Source organism: Luteimonas sp. gir (genome assembly GCF_037198055.1).
In the GTDB taxonomy this organism is placed as follows: Bacteria; Pseudomonadota; Gammaproteobacteria; order Xanthomonadales; family Xanthomonadaceae; genus Luteimonas; species Luteimonas citri_A.
The window spans coordinates 56313-72899 of record NZ_JBBAXQ010000006.1 but is presented as its reverse complement, the minus strand read 5'-3'; the positions used below and the strand labels follow the sequence as shown (position 1 = coordinate 72899).

Annotated in this window: 17 protein-coding genes; 8 read left to right on the top strand and 9 right to left on the bottom strand. The window is 70.2% G+C overall.

Annotated elements, in window-relative coordinates; translation table 11 throughout:
• Positions 1-2 precede the first annotated feature (2 nt).
• Positions 3-1697 (bottom strand): diguanylate cyclase, encoded by a 1695-nt coding sequence (locus tag WAF18_RS09860; protein ID WP_337244934.1) that lies wholly within the window; start codon positions 1695-1697, stop codon positions 3-5.
• Positions 1698-1798: 101 nt separating this feature from the next.
• Here WAF18_RS09860 and leuS point away from each other — a divergent pair, with 101 nt between their 5' ends.
• From leuS to rlmH, 6 genes are all read left to right on the top strand, one after another.
• Entirely contained in the window at positions 1799-4552 is a 2754-nt protein-coding gene (gene leuS / locus WAF18_RS09855) for a leucine--tRNA ligase (RefSeq protein ID WP_337244933.1), read from the top strand.
• A gap of 65 nt (positions 4553-4617) precedes the next feature.
• Complete coding sequence (lptE, locus tag WAF18_RS09850) at positions 4618-5154, top strand: LPS assembly lipoprotein LptE (RefSeq protein ID WP_337244932.1); 537 nt, start codon at positions 4618-4620, stop codon at positions 5152-5154.
• A 34-nt stretch (positions 5155-5188) separates the two neighbouring features.
• On the top strand, positions 5189-6235 hold the full coding sequence (holA, locus tag WAF18_RS09845; protein WP_337244931.1) for a DNA polymerase III subunit delta: 1047 nt from the start codon (positions 5189-5191) through the stop codon (positions 6233-6235).
• Between the two features lie 8 nt (positions 6236-6243).
• Complete coding sequence (nadD, locus tag WAF18_RS09840) at positions 6244-6900, top strand: nicotinate-nucleotide adenylyltransferase (RefSeq protein WP_337244930.1); 657 nt, start codon at positions 6244-6246, stop codon at positions 6898-6900.
• Between the two features lie 30 nt (positions 6901-6930).
• On the top strand, positions 6931-7341 hold the full coding sequence (rsfS, locus tag WAF18_RS09835; RefSeq protein ID WP_337244929.1) for a ribosome silencing factor: 411 nt from the start codon (positions 6931-6933) through the stop codon (positions 7339-7341).
• A gap of 46 nt (positions 7342-7387) precedes the next feature.
• On the top strand, positions 7388-7858 hold the full coding sequence (gene rlmH / locus WAF18_RS09830) for a 23S rRNA (pseudouridine(1915)-N(3))-methyltransferase RlmH (RefSeq protein WP_337244928.1): 471 nt from the start codon (positions 7388-7390) through the stop codon (positions 7856-7858).
• 55 nt (positions 7859-7913) lie between these two features.
• Here the strand turns inward: rlmH and WAF18_RS09825 are convergent, their stop codons facing one another.
• The 8 genes from WAF18_RS09825 to WAF18_RS09790 form a co-directional block, all read right to left on the bottom strand.
• Positions 7914-9203, bottom strand: coding sequence for a nucleotide sugar dehydrogenase (locus WAF18_RS09825; protein ID WP_337244927.1), 1290 nt, complete (start codon positions 9201-9203; stop codon positions 7914-7916).
• A 61-nt stretch (positions 9204-9264) separates the two neighbouring features.
• Positions 9265-10101: an alpha/beta hydrolase gene (locus WAF18_RS09820; RefSeq protein WP_337244926.1), complete on the bottom strand. Its 837-nt coding sequence runs from the start codon at positions 10099-10101 to the stop codon at positions 9265-9267.
• A complete protein-coding gene (gene thiD / locus WAF18_RS09815; protein WP_337244925.1) occupies positions 10098-10907 on the bottom strand; it encodes a bifunctional hydroxymethylpyrimidine kinase/phosphomethylpyrimidine kinase in 810 nt (269 codons plus the stop codon). The genes WAF18_RS09820 and thiD overlap by 4 nt, the downstream gene beginning before the upstream one ends.
• Before the next feature lie 42 nt (positions 10908-10949).
• Positions 10950-11633: a YoaK family protein gene (locus WAF18_RS09810; RefSeq protein WP_337244924.1), complete on the bottom strand. Its 684-nt coding sequence runs from the start codon at positions 11631-11633 to the stop codon at positions 10950-10952.
• Positions 11634-11669: 36 nt separating this feature from the next.
• On the bottom strand, positions 11670-11921 hold the full coding sequence (locus tag WAF18_RS09805; protein WP_183426106.1) for a helix-turn-helix transcriptional regulator: 252 nt from the start codon (positions 11919-11921) through the stop codon (positions 11670-11672).
• Positions 11922-12138: 217 nt separating this feature from the next.
• On the bottom strand, positions 12139-13539 hold the full coding sequence (locus WAF18_RS09800; protein WP_183426268.1) for a PhoH family protein: 1401 nt from the start codon (positions 13537-13539) through the stop codon (positions 12139-12141).
• 175 nt (positions 13540-13714) lie between these two features.
• Positions 13715-14191: a peroxiredoxin gene (locus tag WAF18_RS09795; RefSeq protein ID WP_337244923.1), complete on the bottom strand. Its 477-nt coding sequence runs from the start codon at positions 14189-14191 to the stop codon at positions 13715-13717.
• 85 nt (positions 14192-14276) lie between these two features.
• Positions 14277-14864, bottom strand: a complete 588-nt coding sequence (locus WAF18_RS09790) for a glycine cleavage system protein R (RefSeq protein WP_183426267.1) — start codon at positions 14862-14864, stop codon at positions 14277-14279.
• A gap of 206 nt (positions 14865-15070) precedes the next feature.
• Between WAF18_RS09790 and dapA the strand changes: the two genes are divergently transcribed.
• Both dapA and WAF18_RS09780 read left to right on the top strand, forming a co-directional pair.
• The gene (gene dapA / locus WAF18_RS09785) at positions 15071-15973 is read left to right on the top strand and encodes a 4-hydroxy-tetrahydrodipicolinate synthase (protein ID WP_337244922.1); all 903 of its coding nucleotides are present in this window, start codon (positions 15071-15073) and stop codon (positions 15971-15973) included.
• Between the two features lie 21 nt (positions 15974-15994).
• On the top strand, positions 15995-16504 hold the full coding sequence (locus WAF18_RS09780; protein WP_337244921.1) for a hypothetical protein: 510 nt from the start codon (positions 15995-15997) through the stop codon (positions 16502-16504).
• Positions 16505-16587 lie beyond the last annotated feature (83 nt).

The following is a 16587-nucleotide window of genomic DNA, read 5'->3' as shown; positions in this document are numbered from 1 at the left end:
GCTCAGTCGGTCTGCGAGGCGTGCAGCACCCGATTGCGGCCTTCGGCTTTGGCGCGATAGAGCGTGGCGTCGGCAACCTGCAGCAGCAGTTCGGGCGTGGTGCCGTTGGCGGGGAAGGTCGCGATGCCGATCGACAGCGTCACCGGGCCGAGGGTCTGGCCCATGTGCTGCACGCTGGAGATCTCGACCGCGCGGCGGATCTGCTCGGCGCGCAGGCGCGCATTCGCCGCGTCGAGCTCGGGCAGGACCACCGTGAACTCCTCGCCGCCGTAGCGGCAGGCGATGTCCTCGGTCCGCACGCCGGCCTGGATCAGCCGGCCGACCTGGCTGAGCACGGCGTCGCCGGCGGCATGGCCGTGGGTGTCGTTGAAGCGCTTGAAGTGATCGACGTCGAGCATCATCAGCGACAGCGGCAGCTGGCGGCGCTCGCAACGTTGGAGCTCGCGCGCCAGGCTCACCTCGAGATAGCGGCGATTGAACAGCGAGGTCAGCGGATCGCGCAGCGACTGCGTGCGCAGGGTCTCGCGCAATTGCAGGTTGGCCAGCGCCAACGCCATCTGTTCCGACAACGAGGCCAGGATCGAGGCGTCGTTGTCGCTGCCCGACGGATCGCTGGCTGCGCTGACGTGCAGCATGCCCAGCGACTGGCCCTGCGCGATCAGCGGTACGCACAGCGTCGACACACCGTCCAGCGGCACATCCCGGTCGATGTGCGCGCAGCGCAGCCCGCCGCTGCGGCCGCGCAGATAGTGCGGCTGGCCACGACGCAGCGCCCAGCAATCGTCCTGGGTGACGGTGTCTTCGTGGCTGATCGGGTGCTCGCCGAAGGTGCCGGCGCTTTCGAGGAAGTTCTGCGACGGGCGTGCCAGGTAGCAGCGACCGCTGGCGCCGGGCACCAGCTCGACGACCGCGCGCGTGGTCAGCGCCACGATCTCTTCGCGGCTCTGGCAGCTCTGCAGCATGCCCGCGTACTCGCTCTGGGTATGCCGCTGTTCCGACAGCGCATGCAGGTCGCGCATCGCATTGCGCGCGTCGCGCTCGAGCCGGCGGCTGCGCCGGTTCTCGCGCGACAGGCTCCACAGCATGAAGATCAGCAGGCCCAATGCGACGACGAACGCCAGCACGATGAACACCACCAGCAAGGTCGCGCGCTGCTGACTGGTGACCTGGCGTTCGGCCAGCAGCCGGGCTTCCTCGTCCATCAGCTGCTGGCGCAATGCCGACATCGCCGTGGCGCGGCGGACGTTGTCGCTGATCCGTCGCTGGCGCTCGTCGTCGGGCAGCGCGGCCATCTGCACCGGATCGAGCAGGATCTCCATCGTGCTCAGATGCCGCTGCATGTCCGCATCGAAGGTGCGCGCCAACGCCTGCTGGGAGGGGTTGTCGGCGGTCAGTTCGATCAGCCTGCGGCTGTACTGGCCGGCGCGCGCCACCGCGTCGCCGTACTCGGGCCGGAAACTCTCGCGGCCGGTCAGGCGGTAGCCGCGCGCCTTGGACTCGGCCTCGTGCAGCGCCGCCTCCGAGGCGACAAGCAGGTTGATCACCAGATAACTGTGCTCCAGCGACCCGTTCGCCCGCTCCAGGCTGCGCACACCCACGATCGCCGCGGCGGCGGCGCCCACCAGCAGCGCGAACGCCAGCAGGATCGCCGGCAGGCGCAGGGCTCGGGAGCGGGAGAGAGGTGATGTCCGAGACATCAGACGAGTCTAGCAGCCCGTTCGGCCGTACCGGGCTCGCGTGGCGGACGCGGGGGCGCTGGGGTAGGCTTGCCGGCTGTCCTCTGCCGCCAGAACTGTCCGTGTCCAGCGATCCTGCCGCTCCGTCCGTCAACGCCTATCAGCCCACCCGCGTCGAGGCCGACGCCCAGCGGTTCTGGACCGACACCCGCGCCTTCGAGGTCGTCGAGCGCAGCGACCGGCCCAAGTATTACTGCCTGTCGATGCTGCCGTACCCCTCCGGCGCGCTGCATATGGGACATGTGCGCAACTACACGCTCAGCGACGTCATCAGCCGCTACCAGCGCATGACCGGCAAGAACGTGCTGCAGCCGATGGCCTGGGACGCGTTCGGCCTGCCGGCCGAGAACGCGGCGATCAAGAACGCGACGGCGCCGGCGAAGTGGACCTACGCCAACATCGACCACATGCGCGGCCAGCTGCAGGCGCTGGGTTATGCGATCGACTGGAGCCGCGAGTTCGCCACCTGCAGCCCGGATTACTACGTCCACGAACAGCGCATGTTCGTGCGGCTGATGAAGAAGGGCCTGGCCTACCGCCGCAACGCAGTCGTCAACTGGGACCCGATCGATCAGACCGTGCTCGCTAACGAGCAGGTCATCGACGGGCGCGGCTGGCGCTCGGGCGCGGTCGTGGAGAAGCGCGAAATCCCGCAGTGGTTCCTCAAGATCACCGACTACGCGCAGGAACTGCTCGACGGCTTGGACACGCTCGAGGGCTGGCCGGACTCGGTCAAGACCATGCAGCGCAACTGGATCGGCCGCAGCGAGGGCCTGGAAATCACGTTTGCGGTCGACGGCGAAGCGACCCCGCTGACCGTCTACACCACGCGTCCCGACACGCTGATGGGCGTGACCTTCCTCAGCATCGCCGGCGAGCATCCGCTGGCGCTCAAGGCCGCGCAGGACAACCCCGAACTGGCCGAGTTTCTCGCCGATCTGCGTCAGGGTGGCGTGTCGGAGGCCGAGCTCGAGGCCCAGGACAAGCGCGGCATGGCGACCGGCCTGTGGGCGATCCATCCGGTCACCGGCGAGGACGTGCCGATCTACGTCGCCAACTTCGTGCTGATGGGCTACGGCACCGGCGCGGTGATGGCGGTGCCCGCGCACGACCAGCGCGACTGGGAGTTCGCCAAGGCCTACGGCCTGCCGGTGCGGCCGGTGATCGTGCCGCTGGCGGTGCGCGATGCGCTGCGCGAGGTGATCGGCGATGTCGCGCACGATGCCGACCCCTTCCAGGCGGCACTGTCGGGCGGTTCGGTCGATGCCTACGACACCTCGGCGGCCGTCGCGGTGGTCCGCGATTATCTCGACGGCATCGAGCAGCGCGGCGCCTACACCGAGCGTGGCGTGCTGATCAATTCCGGACAATACGACGGGCTGGATTTCGACGGTGCGTTCGACGCGCTGGCCGCGTACCTGGGCGCACAGGGGCAGGGCGCACGCAAGGTCAACTTCCGGCTGCGCGACTGGGGCGTGAGCCGCCAGCGCTACTGGGGCTGCCCGATTCCGGTGATCTATTGCGAGGCCTGCGGCGCGATACCGGTGCCCGAGGACCAGTTGCCGGTCCTGCTGCCCGAGGATGTCGAGGACGCATTCGCCAACCCGGGCGTGGTGCAGTCGCCGATCAAGTCCGACCCGCAGTGGCGCAAGACCACCTGCCCGGACTGCGGCGGCCCGGCCGAACGCGAGACCGACACCTTCGATACCTTCATGGAATCGAGCTGGTACACCGCGCGCTACACCTCGCCCGGGGCCGCGGACATGGTCGACGAGCGCGCCAATTACTGGATGCCGGTCGACCAGTACATCGGTGGCATCGAGCACGCGATCCTGCACCTGCTGTACTTCCGCTTCTACCATCGCCTGATGCGCGACGCGGGCCTGGTGCAGGGCGACGAGCCGGTGCGCAACCTACTGACCCAGGGCATGGTGATCGCCGAGACGTTCTATCGGGACCAGGACAACGGCGGCAAGGACTGGATCCATCCGGCCGAGGTCGAGGTCACCCGCGACGACAAGGGCCGCATCGTCGGCGCGGTGTCCAAGCGCGATGGCGCGCCGGTGCGGGTGGGCGGCGTGGAGAAGATGTCCAAGTCCAAGAACAACGGCATCGATCCGCAGTCGATGATCGACAAGTACGGCGCCGACACCGTGCGCCTGTTCTCGATGTTCGCCGCCCCGCCCGAGCAGTCGCTGGAATGGAACGAGGCCGGCGTCGAGGGCATGGCGCGCTTCCTGCGCCGGCTGTGGATGCAGGTCCAGCGGCATGTCGAGGCCGGCCCGTCCGGCGCCTTCGACGTCGCCACCGCGACCCCGGCACAGCGGACGCTGCGCCGTCAGCTGCACGAGGCGATCCAGAAGGTCAGTGACGACTACGGCCGCCGCCACAGCTTCAACACCGCGATCGCCGCGGTGATGGAGCTGTTCAACCATGTGCAGAAGTTCGAGGCCGACGACACCAACGCACGTGCGCTGCTGCAGGAGACGCTCTCGACGATCGTGCTGTTGCTCAACCCGATCACTCCGCATATCGCGCACGCGCTGTGGCAGCTGCTGGGCCATCCCGAGACCCTGCTCGAGGACCAGCCGTTCCCGCGTGCCGACCCTGCCGCGCTGGCGCGCGATGCGCTGACGCTGGCCGTCCAGGTCAATGGCAAGTTGCGCGGCACGATCGAGGTCGCCGCCGACGCCGCCAAGGACGCGGTCGAGGCCCTGGCCCTGGCCGAGCCAAACGTGGCGCGGTTCCTGGCCCAGATGACCGTGCGCAAGGTCATCGTGGTGCCCGGCAAGATCGTCAATATCGTCGCCGCCTGAACCTGCCGGGGCGGCGCGTCCGCGCGCCGCTTGCCGGCCAACACCGCCTCGTCCAGACTCCGTCCATGAGCATCCTCCGCCCGGTTTCCCTCCGTCTGGCCGCTGTCGCCACGGTCCTTGCGCTGACCCTGTCGGCCTGCGGCTTCCATCTGCGCAACGCGCTGACGCTGCCGGCGGAGCTGGGGCCGGTGGATATCGTCTCGTCCGATCCCTACAGCCGGCTTGCGCGCTCGGTCGAGCGCGCGCTGGCCGCGGCCGGGGCGCAGATCGCCGAGCAGGACGCGGTCGATGTCGCCGTGCTCGACATCCGCTCCGAGCGCTGGGCCTCGCTGCCGGCGAGCCTCGATGCCCAGGGCCGCGCGCAGGAGTACACGCTGCGCTATGCGGTGGTGTTCTCGATGCGCGATGCCGACGGCCGCGACATCGTGCCCCAGCAGGCGATCGAGCTGGCGCGCGACTACCTGGCGCTGCCGACCGATTCGATCGGTGCCGATTCCGAGCGCGAGCTGCTGTCGCGCGAGCTCGAGCGCGAAATGACCGCCTCGATCATCCGCCGCATCGATGCGGTGTTCCGCAACCCGCAGGAACGCGAGCGCGGTTGATGGCGACAGTCCCGGCCAGCGGCGCGTCCTCGCCGTGGAGCTGACCCCCGAGCGCCTGCCTGCGCAATTGGCGCGCGAACCGCTGCGGCCGGCCTATCTGATTGCCGGGCCCGAGCCGCTGCGCGTGCTCGAGGCCGCCGACGCGGTGCGGGCTGCGGCGCGGGCCCAGGGCGTGTCCGAGCGCGAGGTGTTCGAGCCTGAAGGCCGCGACGTGGACTGGAATGCGCTCGAGGCGACGTTCCGCGCGCCCAGCCTGTTCGCCAGCCGACGGCTGATCGAGTTGCGCCTGCCCACGACCAAGCCCGGCAAGGAGGGCGCGCAGGTCATCGCCGGCTTCTGCGCCGACCCGCCGGCCGATGTCACCTTGCTGATCACCGGCGGCGAGTGGAGCCGCCAGCACGGCGGCAAATGGAGTGAAGCGGTGGCCGCGGTTGGGCACCTGGTCGTCGCCTGGCAGGTCAAGCCGCACGAACTCGAAGGCTGGATGGAAGCGCGCCTGCGCAGTCGCGGCGTGCCTGCCGAGCGCGCCGCGGTGCAACTGCTGGCCGAGCGCGTCGACGGCAATCTGCTGGCCGCCGCGCAGGAGGTCGACAAGCTCGCGCTGCTGGCCGACGGCCAGCCGCTGGATGCGGCGCGGATGCAGGCACTGGTCGCTGATGCCGCGCGCTACGACGTGTTCCGGCTGCTCGATGCGACGATGAACGGCCAGCCGGCCCAGGCGGCCCGGATGCTGGCGGGTCTGCGCGCCGAGGGTGCGGCGATTCCTGCATTGATGGGCATGATCGTCATGGAGCTCACGCGCGCGGCCAGCCTGGCGCAGGTCCAGGCGCGCGGCGGCAACATGGCCGCCGAGTTCAAGGCCCAGCGCATCTGGGACGCGCGCCAGGCCGGCTACCGGCGTGCGCTGCAGCGGCATCCGGCCGCGCGCTGGGAGCGCTTCGTCGCCGAGGCCGGCAGGATCGACCGGATCGCCAAGGGGCGCGGTCGGCCGGGGATCGACCCGGCCGACCCCTGGCTTGCGCTGGAGCGGCTGCTGATCGCAGTGGCCGACGCCCGGGCCGGCGCATTGCTGGCGGCCTGATCCCGGCGATGCTCTATCTGGTCTACGGCGGCACCTTCGATCCACTGCATTGCGGCCACCTGGCGATCGCACGGGCCGCGCGCGACGCGCTGGGCTGCACCGTCCGGCTGATGCCGGCTGCCGACCCGCCGCATCGCGCCCCGCCCGGCGCCGATGCCGCGCAGCGCGCGGCGATGATTGCGCTGGCGATCGACGGCGAGCCGGGCCTGCTGCTCGATCGCGAGGAACTGCTGCGTGGCGGCCGCAGCTACACCGTCGACACGCTCGCGGCGCTACGCGCACGCCTCGGCGAGGCCCGGCCGCTGGCGTGGCTGGTCGGCGCCGACAGTCTGCTCGGCCTGCCGCACTGGCATCGCTGGCAGGCGCTGTTCGAGCTGGCGCACCTGGTGGTCGCCGAGCGGCCGGGCAGCGGCCTGGACGGCGCATTGGCCCCGGAGCTGGCGGCCTGCCTGGCCGATCGCTGGACCGACGCACCGGCCGCGCTGTCGGCGACCCCGGCCGGGCGGGTGCTGCGCTTGCGCCAGCCGCTGCATCCGGTCTCGGCCACACAGGTCCGCGCGCAGGCGGCGGCCGGCGCGCCGCTGGCAGGGTTGGTGCCGGACGCGGTGGCCGCATTCATCGAGGAGAAGGGGCTGTACCGGCCGCAGGCGGGCGCTCCGCTATAATCGCTGCCGCACTTTTCGAGTCCCGATCCCTTGTCCGATACCGCCCACGTCATCAAGACCCGTCTGCCCGAGCCGCCGCCGGCGGCAGATGTCCTGCTCCGGACCGCGCTCGACGCGGTCGATCATCTCAAGGCTGTCGACGTCGTCGATATCGACGTGCGCGGCCGCAGCAGCGTCTGCGACTTCATGGTCGTCGCCTCCGGGACCTCCAGCCGCCACGTGAAGTCGATCGCCGACGAGGTCGTCAAGCGCGCCAAGCAGCTCGACTGCCAGCCGCTCGGCGTCGAGGGCGAGCGCGAGGCCGAGTGGGTGCTCGTGGATCTGGGCGACGTGGTCGTGCACGTCATGCTGCCGCGCGTGCGCGAGTTCTACGCGCTCGAACGCCTGTGGACCGTCGGCGACCAGCCGCCGGGCGCCGGCGAGCCGCGCAGCGACGGGTGAAACGGCACTCGGCCACGGCCGATGACCGTCCGCCGCGCGTGACCGCATGAAGGCCCGGCTGGTCGCGGTCGGCGAGCGCGCCCCCGCCTGGGTGGCCGATGGCTTCGGCGAGTACCGCAAGCGCCTGTCGCACTGGTTGCCGCTGGACCTGGTGGAGGTCGAGCCGGGCCTGCGTGGCAAGGGTCGCGACACCGCGCGTGCAATGGCCGACGAGGGTGCGCGCGTGCTCGCCGCGCTGCCGCGCAATGCCCTGGTGGTCGCGCTCGACGGCCGCGGCCGCATGCATTCGTCCGAGGATCTCGCCCAGCGGCTGGAACACTGGCGCGCGCAGGGGCGGGATCTGGCGTTCCTGATCGGCGGACCCGAAGGCCACGCCGACACGGTGTTGGCGCGCGCCGACGAGCGCTGGTCGCTCGGCCCGCTGACGCTGCCGCACATGCTGGTGCGGCTGGTGCTGGCCGAGCAGCTCTATCGGGCCGCGGCGATGCTGGCCAACCATCCCTATCACCGCGCCTGACGCGGGGCGCCCGCGACGGCGGGCGCTCGCGTGCGTGGGCGCCGCGCTACACGCGCTACAGCCGCGCGTCGACCTCGTCGGCCGGCAGAATCGCCTTGACGTCGAACAGCACCGCGCCGGGCTTGCCGTAGGCGCGGATCCCGGTGCTGCCGAGCTCGCGGAACTGGGTATGCGCGACCGCCAGGACGATGGCGTCGTAGGCGCCCGCTTCGGGGGTCGCGACCGGGCGCAGCCCGTATTCGTGCTCGGCGTAGGCCGGGGCCACCCACGGGTCGTGCACGTCCACCTCGACACCGTAGCTGCGCAGCTCGGCGACCACGTCGACCACGCGCGTATTGCGCAGGTCCGGGCAGTTCTCCTTGAACGCCAGGCCCAGCACCAGCACGCGTGCGCCGGCGGTCTGGATACCGCGCTGCTGCATCAGCTTCACCAACCGCTGGGCCACGTGCAGGCCCATGCTGTCGTTGATGCGGCGCCCGGCGAGGATGACCTCCGGGTGGTAGCCGATCTGCTGGGCTTTGTGGGTGAGGTAGTAGGGATCGACGCCGATGCAATGGCCGCCGACCAGGCCGGGCCGGAACGGCAGGAAGTTCCACTTCGTGCCGGCCGCTTCGAGCACCTCGTGGGTGTCGATGCCGAGCCGTTCGAAGATCAGTGCCAGTTCGTTGACCAGCGCGATGTTGACGTCGCGCTGGGTGTTCTCGATGACCTTCGCGGCCTCGGCCACGCGGATGCTCGAGACCCGGTGCGTGCCGGCCTCGACGATGTCGCGGTAGAGCGCATCGACGAAGTCGGCCGCGGCCGGTGAGGAGCCGGCAGTGACCTTCAGCGTGTTCTCCAGGCGGTGCAGCTTGTCGCCCGGGTTGATCCGCTCGGGGCTGTAGCCGACATGAAAATCGTCGCGGTAGCGCAGGCCCGAGGCCTGCTCGAGGATCGGCACGCAGACCTCCTCGGTCGCGCCCGGATACACCGTGGATTCGTAGATCACCACATCACCGGCCGCGAGCGTGGCGCCGACCGCGCGGCTCGCGCGCTCCAGCGCCGACAGATCCGGGCGTCGGTAGTCGTCGACCGGCGTCGGCACCGTGATCACGTGCACATTGCAGCGCGCGAGCGCTGCCGGGTCGGCGCTGTAGTGCAGGTGCGTCGCCGCGCGCAGTTCGCCTTCCGACAGTTCGCGGGTATGGTCATGGCCGGCCTGCAACTGCTCGATGCGCGCCTGGTCGATGTCGAAGCCGAGCGTGGGGTGGCGCCGCCCGAACGCGACCGCGAGCGGCAGGCCGACGTATCCCAGGCCGACGACGGAAATGCGGATGTCGTCGCGTGCGGGCAGCGTTGCGCTCATGGGGGAAGGCGTTCGGACAAGAGGACGGCCCAGTTTAGCGCAGCGCTCCGGGGCGACCGGGTCAGCGCTGCGCGAGCCAGTCGGTGATCGTGTCGGGCTGCCGCATCCAGGCGAAATGGTCGGCGGCAATGCCCAGGGCCCGGGCATCGAAGGTCGTGATCGTCGGTGCTGGCGTGGCGAGCTTGCCGAGCAGGTAGCGCAGCGAGGACACCGGCGCCAGCCAGTCGTCGGCGAGCACGGCGGCCGCGACCGGAACGTCGACCCGATGCAGCGCGGTGTCCAGATCCAGATCGAGGCCGGCGGCGCGATAGCGGCCCGACAGCCCGCTGCGCGTCCAGTCGGCGACGACGCCGCGGGCTTCGTTGCCGCCGAAGCCGAGCCGGCGACCGGGGAGTGCGCCGTTGACCCGCGACAGCCAGGCCATGAACCGATACAGCGCTGGCAACGCGAGCGCGCGCGGGCCGGAAAACGCGCGCCAGTACGGCGCGCCGCTGGCGACCAGCCACAGCGCCTGCGCCGCCTCGGGGCGGCAGGCCAGATGGCAGCAGGCGAGTTGGCCACCGAGGCTGTGGCCGCCGACGATGCGGTCGGCGTCGGGCACGGCCGTGCGCATCGCCGCCTCGCTGCAGGCGATGTCGCCGAGCAGGTCGCGATACCCCCAATCGACGTGTCGCCCGGCGCGCAGCGCGCTCGAGCCGATGCCGCGCCATTCGTGCAGGAACACCGCGATGCCCTGGGTAGCCAAGCGTTCGGCGAACGGCAGGTAGTGACGCGCCGCCACGCCCAGCGCGGGCAGCCAGAGCAGGCTGCGCCGTGGCGCCGTCGGCACGCGCGCGATCAGTTCGTAGCGGTGACCGTCGCCTGCGACCAAGGCCAGTGGCGGCGACGGCGTGCTCATCGGGCGATCGGCCCCAGGTGGCCAAGCACGCTGACCGTACTGCGCCCTGGCCGGTAGGCGTCGCGCATCGTCGCGTGCACGTAGTCGATGCCCTGGCGGCAGGCATCCGCCGGCGACGCCCCCAACGCCAACTGCGCGGCGATCGCTGACGACAGCGTGCAGCCGGTGCCGTGGCCGTCGATCGCCAACCGCGGCGCATCGTGTTCGAACTGCACCTGCGCATCGGCGTAGCGGTCCACCACGCGGTCGCCTTCGTCGAGGTGGCCGCCCTTGAGCAGCACGCCGCGCGCACCGAGCGCGCGCAGCGCGCCCACTGCGGTGCGTGCGCGGTCGGCATCGGCGATCGATGAACCAAGCAGCAGTTCCGCTTCGGGGATGTTGGGGGTGAGCACGGTCGCACGCGGCAACAGCCGGGTACGCAGCGCTTCGAGCGCATCGTCGTCGAGCAGCTTCGCGCCGGAGGTCGCGATCATCACCGGGTCGAGCACCACCGGGACGTGCGGATGCGCGGCGAGCGCGTCCGCCACCGCGACCACGATCGACGCGGTCGCGAGCATGCCGATCTTGACCGCACGCACGTCGAAGTCGTCGAAGCAGGCGTCGATCTGCGCCTGCAGGAATGCGACCGGTGGTGCGTGCACCGCACTCACCCCGCGGGTGTGCTGCGCGGTCAGCGCGGCGATCGCCGACAGCCCGTGCACACGATGCGCGGCGAAGGTCTTCAAGTCGGCCTGGATACCCGCACCCCCGCCCGAGTCGGAGCCGGCGATGGTGAGCGCGGAAGGGGGGCGAGGGGTGTCGGACATGGCGCTATTCTGCCGCAACGGTTGGCGCGCACGCGCTTAACGTCAGTCGACGCGTCGCGCATCGCGTACCAGCGTCCAGTGCCGATAGCCCGCATAGCCCAGGCCGGTCAGGCCGGTCAGTGCGGCCGGGATCAACAGCGCGTGGTAATGCAGCGCCCGGAACAACCAGGTCCCGAGCACGCCGCCGCCGAGGAAACCGCTGATGATCAGCCCGCTGAGCGTGAGCCGGCGCATCGGCAGCGGCTTGCCGCGGATCAGATGGCCCAAGCCGATGCCAAGGTCGGTGAACATGCCGCTGAGATGGGTCGTGCGCACGATCGCGCCGCTGTAGGTGGTCACCATCGCGTTCTGCAGGCCGCAGGCCATCGCCGCCAGCAACGCGCCGTTGAGCGGCTGGGACGAGAACAGCGGCACCGCGGCCAGCAACAGCGCCGACTCGAGCGCGAGCGCGGCGCCATAGCGCCGCCCCAGTCGCAGTGCACTGTCCTGGATGATCAGGCCGCTGAGCATCGCGCCAAGGCTGAAGGCGATCAGGATCGCCCACAGATGGCGCACCGAGCGCCAGTCGCCGTCAGCGAGCGCGGCGCCCAGCAGGCTGGTGGTGCCGGTGAGATGGCTGACGGCCAGATGCTCGAAGCCCAGGTAGCCGGTCACATTGACCATGCCGGCAATACACGCCAGCGTCACCGCACCCACCCAGACCCAGCGTGGCAGCTGCATCCCCATCGCCTCAGCGCACCGCCCGCGGCTGCCGGGACATGCTCATGCCGGGTCCTTGAGCCGCACGCCGCGGCCACGTCCATGGCTGGGGCGGTCGTTGCCGATCAACTCGACGCCGGCTGCCTCCAGTGCGTCGACGATCTTGGTCAGCGTCGCGATCGAGCCGCGCACGTCGCCGGCGCTGGCCTCCATGCGCTGGATCGTCGGCAGCGAGACGCCCGACAGCGCCGCCAGCGCGCGCTGGTCGAGCCCGAGCAACGCGCGCGCGGCGCGCAATTGGGTGGCGGAAATCATGCGGACGGCCCTGGACGCATGCCCGCATGTTGCATCGCAGCGCATGCCGATGCAAGCCGGAGAGGTTCAAATCGATGGCTGATGCATCACTTTGGCCGGCGCAGCCTTAGGCGACATGGCAGTGCGGCGAGCCGCGCAGGCACGCGGGCCGACACCCGCATGCGCGGGTGCCGGCGTCGTGTCAGCTGCGGTCGATCAGCGGATGCCTGCGCCGGGCTCAAAGCACCTCGGACGCGAAATCGGCCAAGCGCGAGCGCTCGCCGCGGCGCAGCGTGATGTGCGCGCTGTGCGCCCACTGCTTGAAACGGTCCACCGCGTAGGTCAGGCCCGAGGTCGTCTCGGTCAGGTAGGGCGTATCGATCTGCTCGACGTTGCCCAGGCACACGATCTTGGTGCCTGGGCCTGCGCGGGTGATCAAGGTCTTCATCTGCTTGGGCGTGAGGTTCTGCGCCTCGTCCAGGATCAGGTAGCGGCTGAGGAAGGTGCGCCCGCGCATGAAGTTCAGCGAGCGGATCTTGATCCGCGACGCCAGCAGGTCGTTGGTCGCCGCGCGGCCCCAACTGCCGCCGTCCTGGTTGTGCGTCAGCACCTCGAGGTTGTCGGTGAGCGCGCCCATCCATGGCGTCATCTTCTCTTCCTCGGTGCCGGGCAGAAAACCGATGTCCTCGCCGACGCTGACCGTTGCGCGGGTCATGATGATCTCGCGATAACGCTGTTGGTCCATCGTCTGCGCCAGACCCGCCGCCAGCGCGAGCAGGGTCTTGCCGGTGCCGGCGGTGCCCAGCAGGGTGACGAAGTCGACGTCCGGATCCATCAGCGCATTGAGCGCGAAGTTCTGCTCGCGGTTGCGCGCCAGGATGCCCCACACCGCATGCTGGTTGTGGCGGAAATCGTCGACGATCTGCAGCGTCGCGCGGCCGTTCTCGACCGCCACGACCCGGAACTCCGACTCCTCGTCGCCGGGCAGGTAGAGGAATTGGTTGGGATACCAGCCGTCCTCTTCGTCGGCGGCGAGCTCGTAGAACGTGCGGCCCTTGTCGGTCCAAGAGCGCAGGTCCTTGCCATGCCGGGTCCAGAAGTCCTCCGGCAATGCGGTCGCGCCGGTGTAGAGCAGACTGAAATCGTCGAGCGCGCGATCGTTTTCGTAATCCTCGTTGGCGATGCCGGCGATCGCGGCCTTGATCCGCAGGTTGATGTCCTTGGAGATGAACACAACCGTGCCGTCGGGCTCATCGCGCTGGAGCGCGAGGATCGCGCCGAGAATGCGGTTGTCGGGGGCGACCGCACCGAACGAGGTCTTGTCCTCCTTGGGCACCGTGGTCTGGAAGCGCAGGTGGCCGACACTGGCGGCGCCGCGCAGTTGCAGGCCCTGCGGGCGGGCGAGCGGCAAGCCCGAGGCGATCCGCTCGCTGCCCGAGGCTTCGATCAGCTCGTTGATGAACCGGCTGACCTGCCGGGCATTGCGGCTCGATTCGCTGGTGCCCTTCTTGGCGTTGTCGAGCTCCTCGATCACCTGCATCGGCAGGTAGACATCGTGCTCCTCGAACTTGAACAGCGCCGTGGGGTCGTGCATCAGCACGTTGGTGTCGAGGACGTACACACGCTTGCCTTGGGTCATCATCGTGGTCGCGGCGCTCCGTGGCGGGGCGGGGAGGGAGACAGGATCGGGGCCAGCATCCGCGCCGGCGGTCGAGAACGGGTGAGGCCGGCCATCCGACCGCGGTCGACCGCGCACGGCAGCGCTGCCATGGCCCGGAATCCGGGATGGCGGCCGCCGGGGCGGGCAAGGGCGATCACCGGGACTGCGCGGCCTGCAGCGCGTCGAACACGGCCTGGGCGTGGCCGGCGACGCGGACCTTGCGCCACTGGGCTGCGATGCAGCCCGACGGGTCGATCAGGAACGTGCTGCGCTCGATGCCCAGCACCTTGCGGCCGTACATGGTCTTTTCGCGGATGACATCGAACGCGCGGCACAGCGCCTCGTCGGCATCGCTGACCAGCGGGAAGGCGAAGCCCTGTTTGGCGCAGAAGTTGTCGTGCGCACGCACCGAATCGCGCGACACACCGAGCACGTCGGCGCCCAGTTCGCGCAGGTGCGGCAGCAGCGCATTGAAATCCAGGCCCTCGGTCGTGCAGCCGGGCGTGGCGTCCTTGGGGTAGAAGTACAGCACCAGCCAGCGACCCGCATAGGCGGCAAGCGTGGTGGTCGTGCCGCCGGACAGGGCCAGCGGCAGTTGCAACGTCGAGGCGGCGAGGGGCGTGGCGCTCATCGAACAGTCGGCCGTTCCATGCCGGTGGCGTTGCGCATCACGATGCGCGATGCCGATGCGGGAGGCAAGCGGTGCACCATCGGCATCAGAACTTCATCGGGTCCATGATGGCGTCGAGATTGAGGTGGTCGCAGAACTCGAGGAAATCGTCGCGCAATGCGGCGATGTGCATGTTCGAGGGAATGCCGATGGTGACCTGGGCCGAGAACATGTCCGCGCCGGTCTGCATCGCGCGGTAGCGCGAGGAGTGCAGGCTCTCGATCGTGATGCCCTGGCGGTCGAAGAAGTCCGCCAACTGGTACAGGATGCCCGGCTTGTCGGCCGCGACGACTTCCACCACGTAGGGCAGCAGGTTCGACTGCACCGGCTTGGGGCCGGTGCGGTACCAGATCAGTTTCAGGCCTTCCTCGCGCTCCAGGCGCGTGAGCATCGCCTCGAGCTTGGCGACCGCGTCCCAGGGGCCATTGGCCAGTGCGGTGACCGACACATCGCGGCCCACGGTGGACAGGCGGGTGTCGACGAGGTTACAGCCGCTGTCTGCGATCCGGCGCGACACCGACAGCAGCGGCGAGGCCGGATGCGTGGTGTAGGCGTTGATGAGCAGGTAGTTCTCGTTCGGCGCAGGCCGTGAAGCGGTATCGGAATCAGTCAAGGCGGCGTCCGCGGCGGGAATCTGGTCGACGGCAAGCGCGTCGGGGGCGACTGGAGGGTGAACGGCGATCCGGCCGGGGCCGGTGCTGCGGTCAGCATACTTGCCCGCGCTTCGCGGCCGCAAGTAACATCGGCCGGCATTTTCCCCGTGTTTCCGCCACTCGTGCGCCCATCGGGCGCGTTCCGGCGAGCACGCCCGTCCCGTCCTCACGCCTTGGATGCCTCATCTTGCGACTCTCCGGCAGCATCACCGCTCTGGCCACCCCGTTCTCGCCCTCCGGCGCGCTCGACCGGTCGGCGTGGAAACGTCTGGTGGATGCGCAACTGGCGGCGGGGACCCAGGGGCTGGTGGTTGCCGGTTCGACCGGCGAGGCGGCGACGCTGGACGATGAGGAGTACGACTGGCTGATCGCCGACACCGTCGCGCGGGTCGCCGGCCGTGTGCCGGTGCTGGCCGGGACCGGGCAGCCGGGCACGGCGAAGACGATTGCGCTGACCCGTCGCGCGGCGGCGCTCGGCATCGATGCTGCGCTGGTCGTGGTGCCGGCCTACGTGCGCCCGACCCAGGCGGGGCTGGACGCCCACTTCCGCGCGGTCGCCGATGACGGCGACGTGCCGGTGGTGCTCTACAACGTGCCGGGGCGGACCGGCACCGACCTGCTGCCCGAGACCGTCGCCGCGCTCGCGCCGCATCCGCGCATCGTCGGCATCAAGGAGGCGCACAACGGACAGGCGCGCATGCAGGCGCTACTGGCGCTGCAGAGCGACACGTTTGCGGTGCTCAGCGGCGATGATCCCACGGCCGCGCGCGCCATGCTGGCCGGTGCCGATGGCACGATCTCGGTGGTCTCCAATATCGTGCCCGCCGCATTCCGTCGCCTGTGCGATCTGGCGCGCGCCGGACGTGCGGACGAGGCCATGGCCTGGGATGCGCAGTTGCAACCGATCCATGCGTTTTCGGGCATCGAATCCAATCCGATCCCGGTCAAGGCGGTACTGGCGCGCCAGGGCTTCGGCCACGGGCTGCGCCTGCCGTTGACCTCACTGGCCGAGGCGCATCGCGCGCAGGCCGACGACGCGACGCGACTGGCGGCGGACCTGGAAGGGTCCTGCCGCGCACGCGCCGCCTGATTTCCCAGGAGAACTCCACCCATGCGTCGATCCCATTCCCCCATCCGTTACGTCGCCATCGCCGTCCTGGCCGTCGCGGTCGTGGGCGCCAGCGGCTGCCGCTGGTTCAAGAAGGACAACGCGCTGTATGCGCAGAGTCCCGAGAGCCGGCCGCTGGAAGTGCCGCCCGACCTCGACCAGCCGCGCACCGACGGCGCGATGGCGCTGCCGCAGACCGGCGGCTCGGCGACCCAGTCGGCGACGGTCGCGGCCGCCTCGTCGAATGTCGCGTTCACCGTGGCCGGCGAGCGCGACGCGGTGTTCGCCCGCGTCGGTCAGGCGCTGGCCGGGATCGAGGGTGTGGCCGTCAACAGCCAGTCGCAGGCCTTGGGCACCTACGAGGTCAGCGATGCGGGCAGTCAGTTCCTGGTGCGCGTGGGCGCCGGGCAGGGCGGGGCGACGGTGTCGGCGGTCGATCCGCGCGGTGTCGCGGCGAGCGGCGCAGGCCCTGAGCGTGTGATCGCGGCGCTGCGCGCGGCGCTGGCCAACTGAGGCCAGGCGCCGGTCGGTTCGGGCCGGCGTCGGGCTGCAAACGCAAAACGGGCGCCTCGCGGCGCCCGTTTTCGTTGCAATGC

What these genes read in the sequence shown, in the direction of transcription:
- rlmH (WP_337244928.1), top strand. Translation starts at nt 7,388, where the DNA reads ATGAAGGCCCGGCTGGTCGCGGTCGGCGAGCGCGCCCCCGCCTGGGTG.
- nadD (WP_337244930.1), top strand. Translation starts at nt 6,244, where the DNA reads ATGCTCTATCTGGTCTACGGCGGCACCTTCGATCCACTGCATTGCGGC.
- WAF18_RS09860 (WP_337244934.1), bottom strand. Translation starts at nt 1,697, where the DNA reads ATGTCTCGGACATCACCTCTCTCCCGCTCCCGAGCCCTGCGCCTGCCG.
- lptE (WP_337244932.1), top strand. Translation starts at nt 4,618, where the DNA reads ATGAGCATCCTCCGCCCGGTTTCCCTCCGTCTGGCCGCTGTCGCCACG.
- WAF18_RS09780 (WP_337244921.1), top strand. Translation starts at nt 15,995, where the DNA reads ATGCGTCGATCCCATTCCCCCATCCGTTACGTCGCCATCGCCGTCCTG.
- WAF18_RS09825 (WP_337244927.1), bottom strand. Translation starts at nt 9,203, where the DNA reads ATGAGCGCAACGCTGCCCGCACGCGACGACATCCGCATTTCCGTCGTC.
- WAF18_RS09820 (WP_337244926.1), bottom strand. Translation starts at nt 10,101, where the DNA reads ATGAGCACGCCGTCGCCGCCACTGGCCTTGGTCGCAGGCGACGGTCAC.
- thiD (WP_337244925.1), bottom strand. Translation starts at nt 10,907, where the DNA reads ATGTCCGACACCCCTCGCCCCCCTTCCGCGCTCACCATCGCCGGCTCC.
- WAF18_RS09805 (WP_183426106.1), bottom strand. Translation starts at nt 11,921, where the DNA reads ATGATTTCCGCCACCCAATTGCGCGCCGCGCGCGCGTTGCTCGGGCTC.
- WAF18_RS09810 (WP_337244924.1), bottom strand. Translation starts at nt 11,633, where the DNA reads ATGGGGATGCAGCTGCCACGCTGGGTCTGGGTGGGTGCGGTGACGCTG.
- WAF18_RS09800 (WP_183426268.1), bottom strand. Translation starts at nt 13,539, where the DNA reads ATGACCCAAGGCAAGCGTGTGTACGTCCTCGACACCAACGTGCTGATG.
- WAF18_RS09795 (WP_337244923.1), bottom strand. Translation starts at nt 14,191, where the DNA reads ATGAGCGCCACGCCCCTCGCCGCCTCGACGTTGCAACTGCCGCTGGCC.